Consider the following 9,067-nt stretch of genomic DNA (forward strand, 5'->3'; position numbering starts at 1 on the left):
TGGCAAGGGCGGGGACAAAGAAGAGTTAGTTTACGAAGTTGCCGACCTGTTCTTCCACGTGCTGGTGTTGCTTGGTTACTACGATATATCACCGGAGGTGGTCTACGCCGAATTACGGCGCCGATTCGGGATGTCGGGAATTGAGGAAAAAGCGAGCCGGTCGAAATAGGGGAAACAAAAGGCTTTTCTGTAAGGGTGGATGACGGAAAGCGTCAATCTTTTTTGACCGGGCCGGCGACTACTCGCCGGCCCGGTTTGATTTAGCTCAAGTAGCGGGCAACTAATTTACCGTTTTCCTGACAGCGAGCCCCGTCTGAGCGTTGCAGGATAACACATTCATTGGGGACGTTGACGTTCAATCCTGCCACTTTGTAGGTCATGCTGCCCCGTTTGAATTCCCTGCCTAGCCAGTCAGAACGCATACCGAATCCTTCCGCATAGAAGCGGAAGTCATTTTCTTCTTTCCGGCTAGCCACAGATTCAGGTCGTTCCGGTAGTGAGAAACGCAGGTTAATGCCGACGCTCTCTGCGTCTTTGTTGAGGGATTCTTTAACAAAATCTAAGCATATCCCGCGTTTTTCGGCTATTTGCGCAATAGCTGTTTCAATTTCCTGTTTCAATTCTTCGCAGAAGCTTTTGGTGAGTGGCTCAAAACGCTGCATAGTAACCTCCTGTTGAAAAATCGATTAAAGACGACCTTGTCTAAAAGAAGTAGGGGATCAGCGTTGAACACCAGACTTCAGGGAAGGTAGAATCCGCGACGGTGCGGAGGTTTGATGGAAAAAATTTTAACCGTTTTTGTGGGAGATTCAAGTATTCAATTGATTTGAAAATGAGCCGATGCCGATTCATCAACCCATTTTGTTTATTCGTCTTGTACTGACTCTCGCGCTTTGGCAAAAGCGTCCAGCTTTTCCATGATCGCGTCATAGGTCGGGTGGGAAATCTTAGGGAGGTTGCCGCCACAGTCGTCGGCGGCTTTTTGAAACCGGTCCTCAATTACTGCTTTCATCTCCTCGAGTTTGTCCGGATCGTTGCCTAGGGCGTTGATAGCGATTTCGACGATCCGGTCGGAGGTATTCTCAATGCCGAAATAGCCATTTTCAGAAATCAGTTCCTGCGCTTCTTCCGGCGTTTAGGTCTGCAGGCCGATGACCTTGCTGCCGGAATAGATCTACAGCGCCGCCTCCTGCTCCTGCAGATTTTTTTATCAACGGCCTGCGGAGTAGATACCGTTCATTCGCGCTTTGAATCATTTAAAAACGGTTTCAGCAGATCAATTGGCAATGGAAACAAAATAGTTGAATTTTTCTCTGTCGCTACTTCAGTAAGGGTCTGCAGGAATCGTAGCTGAAGAGCTCCCGGTTCCGCCGAAATTTGTTTAGCTGCTTGAGCCAAAGCCACAGAGGCTTGCAGCTCACCCTCGGCATGGATTATTTTTGATCTCCTTTCGCGTTCGGCTTCAGCCTGACGGGCTATCGCCCTGGTCATTTCTGCGGGCAAATCGACATGCTTAATCTCAACATTAGCAATTTTGACACCCCAAGGGTCTGTTTGGCGGTCTAGAATTTGCTGTAATTCTTGGTTGATCTTATCCCTTTGGGCAAGCAATTCATCAAGCTCAACCTGTCCGAGGACGCTCCTTAGAGAGGTCTGAGCTAGTTGGCTGGTGGCGTAGAGGTAGTTCTCCACCTCGATCAGCGCTTTTTCAGGGTGAACGACGCGGAAGTAGAGTACCGCGTTGACTTTTACAGAAACGTTATCGCGGGTGATGATGTCCTGGGGGGGGACATCCATGGCAATGGTCCGCAGACTGATCTTTTTCATCTGATCGACGATCGGGATGATGAATTTTAACCCTGGGCCCTTGACGCTTGAAAACCGGCCGAGCCGGAAGACTACCCCCCGCTCGTATTCGAGCAGAATCCGCACCGCGGAAGCGATGATGACAATGAGGAAGGCGATGATAATCACCCAAAAAATATTAACCCCAAGAAAATCGAACATCTGTCACTCCTTTGTTTCTGGTGTGGTTTGAGCTCCTTGGCTCTTCGCTTTGACTTCCAATTCCAGTCCGTTCAGCATGCGCACCACTTCGATTTCGGTACCCGGTTGGAGGATTTCTGTTGCGCGTGCCTGCCAGTATTCGCCATGTACGAAGACACTGCCTCGGCCGTCGATCCATTTTACCACCGTGCCGGTCTCGCCAATCATCCCTTCCTGTCCGGAAACTGCTGGCCGCTTTTGTGTGCGCACCACCATCGAAACGGCAAACAGGAAGAAGCCGGCGCTGGCGATGACGGTGGCAGCGATGACGGCGTGTGAGATCTGCAGGTAAGGTTCGCTACTGTCGATCAGCATCAGCGAGCCGAGGGTCATGGCGATGATGCCGCCGATAGACAGCATGCCATAGGAGGTTACTTTGACCTCCAGAACGAACAGCACGAAGGCGAGCAGAATCAGTAATACGCCGACATAGTTGACCGGGAGGGTTGAGAACGCAAAGAACGCGAGCAGGATGGCGATGGCGCCGATAACGCCGGGCAGGATTACTCCTGGCTGGGAGATTTCGAAGAAGATGCCTAGGATGCCGAGCATCATCAACATGTAGGCGACATTCGGGTTGCTGATGGCATTGAGAATTTGCTGGCGCCAGTTCATCTCTACCTGAAGTTGCACGATGTTGGCGCTGTGGAACACTAGCGCCTTGCCGTTGCGAATATACTTGTAGCCATCCAGTTTTTGCAGCAGGTCGGGAATATTGTCGGCGATCAGGTCGACCACCGCCAGATCGACCGCCTCTTCGGCAGAGATCGAAACGCTTTTGCGTACCGCGTCCTCGGCCCACTCCTGGTTGCGGCCCCGTTGTTGGGCTAGACTGCGGGCATAGGCAGCGGCATCGTTGAGCGCCTTTTCCATCATCGGGTTGTCACCCTGATTGCCGGAGCCCATGCCGATGGCAACCGGGTGGGCGGCACCGATATTAGTGCCGGGCGCCATGGCGGCGAAGTCTGCAGCCAAGGTGATCAGCGCACCCGCTGAAGCCGCTCTCGCGCCGTGGGGAGCGACATAAACGATCACCGGGATTGCGGAATTGAGCTCGGCCTGAATTATGTCGCGCATGGCACTGTCGAGGCCACCCGGCGTGTCGAGTCGGATCAAGATGGCTCGCTCGCTCTCTTGATTAGCCAGCTCAAGCTGTTTGACAATAAATGCAGCGGTCATCGGATTGATCGTTGCGGCAATGTTGAGGTGGCGGATCCGGTTTGACGCAGCTGTTTGATTCGACAGTGTCGCCAGTGGAACAGAGAGAATGCTACAGATACCGAACAACAGCAGCCAGATGCGCATATTTCAAGAGTACTGCGCGGAAATGATCTGTCAAACCTGCTGGTTCCGTTCAACTAGCATATTTAGAGAGAGGTAGGGGCGAGGTCATTGAGCAGAAAATCTGCCATTTCGGTGGGTGAAAGAGGCTTGCTGTAGAGGTGCCCCTGGATATTGTCGCAGCCATATTTGAGCAGGATGTTCAGTTGCTCTTCCAACTCCACCCCTTCTGCGGTTACCTTCAAACCAAGGTTTTTCCCGATCGCGACGATCGTTTGGGCTATTTTACAGTCGCTGACACTGTGAATGATGTCGTTTATAAAGCAGCGATCAATTTTCAGCCGGTCAACGGGGAAATGCTTCAGGTAGCTTAGGGAAGAATAGCCAGTGCCGAAGTCATCGATGGCGATGGAGATACCGAGATTTTTCAGCGCCTGCAGTTTGTCGATCAGGTTCTTCGAACTTTCCATCAGGCAGCTTTCGGTCAACTCCAGTTCCAGATACTTTGGCTCGAAGCCAGTCTCTTGCAGGAGGGTGGCAAGCTGGTAGATGAAATCCGGTTGTTGCAGCTGGCGAATCGACAGGTTGATTGCCAGGAGGGGCGGGATGAGACCGGCACGTTGCCAGGCCAGATGTTGCTCAAATGCTGTTCGCAGGATCCAGAACCCGAGGGGATGGATAAGTCCTGTGTCTTCGGCTATTGGAATAAAAATATCCGGTTTGATGGATTCTTTGTTCGGGTGTTGCCAGCGCGCCAGGACTTCCATTCCGCTAACCTTACCGTTGCTCAGATCGAGGATGGGTTGGTAGTGCAGGAATAGTTGTTCTTGCTCAAGCGCCTGCCTGAGATTGTTTTCCAACTGCATCCGTTCGCGGACTTTGCGGTTAAGATCCATTGAGAAAAACTGAAAGTTCTTTCGGCCTTGTTCTTTGGCCTGGTACATTGCTAGGTCGGCATGTTTCAGCAGACTTTGGCTGTCCTGACCGTCGAGCGGGAAGACGGCGATGCCGATGCTGCAGGAGGTGTACAGCTCCTTGCCCTGTATTCTTATGGGCGTCTCCATCATTTCGAGGACCTTGCGCGCAACCAAGGAGATATACTCTTCATGCTTATTGGGTACCTCTGACAGGATGATGACAAATTCATCGCCACCATAACGGGCTACGGTGTCTGTTTCCCGCAGACAGTTCTGCAGCCGTCTGCTGACCTCGATCAGCAGTTGGTCACCGATATTGTGACCAAGAGAGTCGTTGATGTTTTTAAAGCGATCCAGATCAAGGAAGAATACCGCCGCCTGATATTTGTTCCGTTCTGCATTATTGAGAAACTGTTCCAACCGATCTTTTAATAGGGTCCGGTTCGGCAATTCAGTCAGAGGGTCATAGTACGCTAGCTTCTGTACTTCCTCTTCCGCAATTTTCCGGGCCGTCACATCGTCGAAGGTCCAAACCGTATTGATGATTTCGTCCCCCTGGAGCAATGGGGCGGCACCGCAGATAATCGATAGTTTTGACCCATCTGGCTGGAGCAGGGAAGTTTCAATCTGGCTGACAGGTTTTTTTTCACTAAGGAGCTTGTTTATCTGTAGTTCCAGCCGGCTGTAGTCGGTTTGGCTGAACAGGCTCTTGAATGGAAGTTCCTTTAATTTTGGCAATGTGTGACCGCAAAGGGTGATACTGCGACTGTTGGCCATCAGGATACGGTCCTCAAGATCGACGACGAGGATCGCGTTGGTTGTCCCTTCCATCACCTTTTTAAGGAAGTCATTGGTTTTTTGCAGGTGTTCTTCTGCCCGTTGAATAGCCCTGAGGGGTAATGTTTTTAACAAGTAAAAGAGTAGGGTGGCGAACATGGCGGAAAAAAAGAAAGCTAAAAGGGTTTCCTTCAGCAATGGCCTAAGAGGGCGGTTTATCTGCAAAGTGGCTACGGTTTTTCCTTCCGCAGTAAGTTCTAAACGTTTACTGATGATGGGTCCGGTTATTTTAAGGGTGTGCTCTATCAGGCGATTTCCGTTTGGCAGGAAAATTGTTGCAGAATCATCCAGTTTTTCACCTTCGCGACTTCTTAGAAGATCGAAAAGGGTTTCATGGTCGTATTTCCAGAGGGTTGGGTTGCGCCGGATATTTTGGCTCAACAGAGCTGCGGTTACCTCTACTTCGGCTTCAAGGCTGCTCTCTTCAGCCTTATAAAGGTAGCCGTAAAACAGGATTGGAATACCGAATAAGGCAAACAGGGATGCAGTGACAGCTAGTTTTTGGCAGGATTTGGCGAGGCGATGTGTCTGTTCCATCCCTATTAAGCCCCTCTGCAGGCTTGCCCATTGGCTTTAAGGATGTTACAGGCTTGGTTGGAAAGGATAAAGTCGACAAAAGATTTCAGGGCGGTTGAAAGTAGATGTTTTTTGTAGACCAGAAAGAAGGTTTTATGGAATGGGTAGCTGCCGTTATTCAAGTTCTTAAGAGTGGGGGCAATATTGTTGTACATCAGTGGCTTCAGGGTAGTTTGTTCGCTTTGTAGCTGGGCCAGGCTTGTCAGACCCAACGAACCAGGAAGGCTTTGTAGTATTTCTATATTGTCCTCAGCTGTAGAAGAAAAAATAACGTCAGTGCGGCTCAAGCCCTCCTTGAGAGCTTTGGCTAGCTTGTTATTATGATTGATGACCGGAATAAAATCACTTTCGCGAGAAGAGCGCATCACGAGTCGGATATAGCTGCCGTCAGGCCAATGCGTTATTTTCCCGCTCAAGATGTCAACGATCTCGGCTTCCGAAGTGCTGGTGACCTCTGCCTTGCTGTGGACGGTAAAGGCGATGACTGTAGAACCGTATGGCTGCCAAACGATATCCAGTTTTTGCTCTTCTGGAGAAAGGGGGCGTGCGGCGATGCTCAGATCGATTGCATCGTCCATAAGGGCTAAAATGCCTCCGGTTGTTCCTGTGCTCGGTAGCACCTGGATATTTATGTCCGGGTTCTGTTTGTTGAATTCAGTGATAATCGGACGGATGGAAGCCAGTCCACTGCCACTGCCACTGATTCTAAATGTGTAGGAATGTTCTGAGGCAAAACCCTGGCAGTAGAAGATAAGAATTATGCAGCTTGTTAGGAAGACCTTGATTGTGGTTTTGTTGCTAGGCATAGACGATTTCCATTTAAATCAAGCACGATAAGAGTTTGTTAATGTATTATGCTTGGAATAAATTTTCAAGGATTAATAAGAAACATTAAGGTGCTTCTGAAAATAACTGCATTTTTTGCACTTTAAATTACCGGAGACGCACGCATTGATTTGCAAACAGAAAAAAACAGATCAGCTCTTGCTATTTGCTGGTTAATTCAATAAACTACGCAATTCTTTTAAATGTGGGTGCCGGGGATCTCTGGCACCCTCTTTGTGTGTTCTTCTTTTTAGGAGAAGGTCGTGAATCTTAAGGATCAACTCACCAACGATATGAAAGAGGCGATGAAAGCCAAGCAGACGGAGCGTCTCGGAACTATCCGTCAGCTGCGAAGCGCCATAAAGAATAAAGAGATCGAAATCGGCAAAGAACTGGATGATGAAGAGGTGATCGGCGTCATCGGCACCCAGGTCAAACAACGACGCGAAGCGGCCCAGATGTACCGAGATAATGACCGTCTGGAGCTGGCGGCAAAAGAGGAAGCCGAACTCGAGGTCCTGCAGGGGTATCTGCCGACGCAATTGAGCGAAGCAGAGCTGCGCGAGATTGTCAGCGCCATTATCGCTGAAACCGGGGCGGCTTCGATCAAGGATTTGGGCAAGGTGATGCCGCAGGTGATGGCCCGGACGAAAGGGGTCGCTGACGGGAAGCTGGTTAACCAGTTGGTACGTGAGCAACTGTCCGGCTAGCAGCCGCGGAGCCTGTCGTTGAGTTTTATCGATATCGGGATTCTGGCCATCCTTGGATTCTTCCTGCTCAAAGGGGTAATTCGGGGTTTGCTGAAAGAGGTCTGTTCGCTGCTCGGGCTGGTTCTGGGCGGCGTTTTTGCCTTTACTTTTCATCTGGCATTGGCCCAAACCCTCCAAAACACTTTTGATTTGCCGGTACAACTTTGCGTCTGGGGCTCGTTTCTTGCCATCTTTCTGCTGGTAGTGCTCATTTTCGGGGTGGTCGGATTTGTTTTGCATCGATTCGTCAAGTTGGTTTTCCTCGGTGGCATTAACCGCTTGGCTGGTGCCCTGTTCGGACTAGTGCAGGGGGTAGTGCTGCTGTCGATGATCGTGCTGGCGCTCAACTCTTCGGTGATGCCGAAGCCGGCAAGAGGCTTGATGCACAATTCGCAACTCGCACCGCCGTTTGCGGAGTTGGGGGAGGCGATTTTTGTTAGCAGTAAAAAACTGACTGGACGCCGATAGACTGATGATCTGCAGCGAAGCGGCACAAGAAAGGCTCGAATATCCCCGCTTGCGGGGGCTGCTGGCCGGGCAGACCCAGTCTGAACCGGGGCGGCAGTTGGCGGAGAGTTTGTTGCCGCTGGTAGCGCAAGACGAGGTCGAGACCGCGCTGTCAGAAGTCGATGAGGCGGTCCGCCTGTTGAACAATGGGCAGGCCCCCGCGTTGGGGGGGTGTTTCGACATTCGTCGACTGGTTGAACAGGGGCAGGCGGAAGGTAGCCTGATTGCGGCGGAAGAGCTGCTCAAGGTTTCCCAGTCGCTGCTCGTGGCCGAGGAGTGCAAACGCTGGGCAAAAACGATTGAGGCACAGCCGCTGTTGTCCGGCTTGGTGGAACAGGTCAGCCCGCTGTACGAGTTGCGTCGGCGACTGGTTGAGGCGATCGGTTCGCGTGGCGAGCTGCTCGACAGCGCCTCTTTTGAGTTGGGCGACTTGCGATACCGGATTCGCCAGACCCGTACCCGGGTCAAGCAACAGTTGGAGCAGCTGCTCTCCAGCGAACAGTACGCCAGCTGTTTCCAGGAAAAATTGGTTACAGTTCGCAACGGCCGCTACGTGGTGCCGCTCAAAGCGGATCATCGTGGCCAGGTCAAGGGGTTTGTGCAGGACGAATCGTCCAGCGGGCAGACCCTGTACATCGAGCCGGCTAAGGTGCTCGAGGGGAACAATAGCCTGCAGAAACTGTTGCGGGAGGAACAGCGCGAGGAGCGGCGTGTCCTGCTGCAATTGGCCGATCTGGTGCGACGCGACAGCGTCGAGCTGCTGAACAACCAGCGCTTGCTGGCGCGCTTCGACCTGCGGCTGGCAGCGGCAAGGCTGTCGCGGCAGTATCAGGGGTGTCGACCAGAGCTGGTGAAGGAGTCGCTCGTCGAACTGAAACAGGCCCGTCACCCGTTATTGATGGAGACTGATGGTCGGCTGGAACCCTCGCGGGCTGTGCCGATCGATATTTTACTGCCGCAGGATTGCCGTGCGTTGGTGGTCAGTGGACCGAATACTGGCGGTAAATCGGTGGCCCTGAAAACGCTCGGGCTCCTGTTGCTGATGGTTCGTTCGGGATTGCACATCCCCTGTCATCCTGACAGCAGGCTGCACCTGTACCGGCAGCTGCATGTCGATATCGGCGATGAACAGAGTATTTCAGAGAGTCTGTCAACCTTCTCCGGTCATTTGGTGAGGATCAAGACGATTCTCAAACAGGCGGACAGCGAAACTCTGGTGTTGCTTGACGAGGCGGGAACCGGGACCGACCCCGCCGAAGGGGCGGCGCTGACGCAGGCGGTACTCGACCAGCTCTGCTGGCAGGACGCCAAGACGATGTTGACCACCCA

9 protein-coding genes and 1 pseudogene are annotated in these 9,067 nt (G+C 52.0%); 4 read left to right on the plus strand and 6 right to left on the minus strand.

Going from position 1 to position 9,067, the window contains the following annotated elements:
- The coding region (locus Q7J88_RS09320; protein WP_303721912.1) for a phosphoribosyl-ATP diphosphatase at positions 1–169 on the plus strand (169 nt) is incomplete at its 5' end.
- Positions 170–260: 91 nt separating this feature from the next.
- Here the strand turns inward: Q7J88_RS09320 and Q7J88_RS09325 are convergent.
- The 6 genes from Q7J88_RS09325 to Q7J88_RS09350 form a co-directional block, all read right to left on the minus strand.
- Positions 261–662 carry a hypothetical protein gene (locus Q7J88_RS09325; protein WP_303721903.1) on the minus strand — a complete coding sequence of 134 codons (402 nt, stop codon included), beginning with the start codon at positions 660–662 and terminating at the stop codon, positions 261–263.
- Positions 663–865: 203 nt separating this feature from the next.
- The gene (locus Q7J88_RS09330; protein ID WP_303721904.1) at positions 866–1,012 is read right to left on the minus strand and encodes a hypothetical protein; all 147 of its coding nucleotides are present in this window, start codon (positions 1,010–1,012) and stop codon (positions 866–868) included.
- Between the two features lie 224 nt (positions 1,013–1,236).
- Positions 1,237–2,007 carry a slipin family protein gene (locus Q7J88_RS09335; RefSeq protein WP_303721905.1) on the minus strand — a complete coding sequence of 257 codons (771 nt, stop codon included), beginning with the start codon at positions 2,005–2,007 and terminating at the stop codon, positions 1,237–1,239.
- 3 nt (positions 2,008–2,010) lie between these two features.
- Entirely contained in the window at positions 2,011–3,351 is a 1,341-nt protein-coding gene (locus Q7J88_RS09340) for a nodulation protein NfeD (RefSeq protein WP_303721906.1), read from the minus strand.
- A 62-nt stretch (positions 3,352–3,413) separates the two neighbouring features.
- Positions 3,414–5,618: a bifunctional diguanylate cyclase/phosphodiesterase gene (locus Q7J88_RS09345; RefSeq protein WP_303721908.1), complete on the minus strand. Its 2,205-nt coding sequence runs from the start codon at positions 5,616–5,618 to the stop codon at positions 3,414–3,416.
- A gap of 5 nt (positions 5,619–5,623) precedes the next feature.
- Positions 5,624–6,463: a substrate-binding domain-containing protein gene (locus Q7J88_RS09350; RefSeq protein ID WP_303721909.1), complete on the minus strand. Its 840-nt coding sequence runs from the start codon at positions 6,461–6,463 to the stop codon at positions 5,624–5,626.
- Between the two features lie 282 nt (positions 6,464–6,745).
- On the opposite strand from Q7J88_RS09350, the gene Q7J88_RS09355 reads away from it, so the two are divergent.
- The 3 genes and pseudogenes from Q7J88_RS09355 to Q7J88_RS09365 all read left to right on the plus strand — a co-directional run.
- A complete protein-coding gene (locus tag Q7J88_RS09355) occupies positions 6,746–7,192 on the plus strand; it encodes a GatB/YqeY domain-containing protein (RefSeq protein WP_303721910.1) in 447 nt (148 codons plus the stop codon).
- A gap of 18 nt (positions 7,193–7,210) precedes the next feature.
- Complete coding sequence (locus tag Q7J88_RS09360; protein ID WP_303721911.1) at positions 7,211–7,699, plus strand: CvpA family protein; 489 nt, start codon at positions 7,211–7,213, stop codon at positions 7,697–7,699.
- A gap of 4 nt (positions 7,700–7,703) precedes the next feature.
- A pseudogene (locus Q7J88_RS09365) lies at positions 7,704–9,067 on the plus strand (endonuclease MutS2); the annotation flags it as partial.

The sequence above is a fragment of the Malonomonas rubra genome, from assembly GCF_003247215.1.
Taxonomy (GTDB): domain Bacteria; phylum Desulfobacterota; class Desulfuromonadia; order Desulfuromonadales; family Geopsychrobacteraceae; genus Malonomonas; species Malonomonas rubra_A.

Bases quoted from the DNA above. Each gene is read 5' to 3' on its own strand.
- Q7J88_RS09325 (WP_303721903.1), bottom strand. From the start codon at position 662: ATGCAGCGTTTTGAGCCACTCACCAAAAGCTTCTGCGAAGAATTGAAA.
- Q7J88_RS09330 (WP_303721904.1), bottom strand. From the start codon at position 1,012: ATGAAAGCAGTAATTGAGGACCGGTTTCAAAAAGCCGCCGACGACTGT.
- Q7J88_RS09335 (WP_303721905.1), bottom strand. From the start codon at position 2,007: ATGTTCGATTTTCTTGGGGTTAATATTTTTTGGGTGATTATCATCGCC.
- Q7J88_RS09340 (WP_303721906.1), bottom strand. From the start codon at position 3,351: ATGCGCATCTGGCTGCTGTTGTTCGGTATCTGTAGCATTCTCTCTGTT.
- Q7J88_RS09345 (WP_303721908.1), bottom strand. From the start codon at position 5,618: ATGGAACAGACACATCGCCTCGCCAAATCCTGCCAAAAACTAGCTGTC.
- Q7J88_RS09350 (WP_303721909.1), bottom strand. From the start codon at position 6,463: ATGCCTAGCAACAAAACCACAATCAAGGTCTTCCTAACAAGCTGCATA.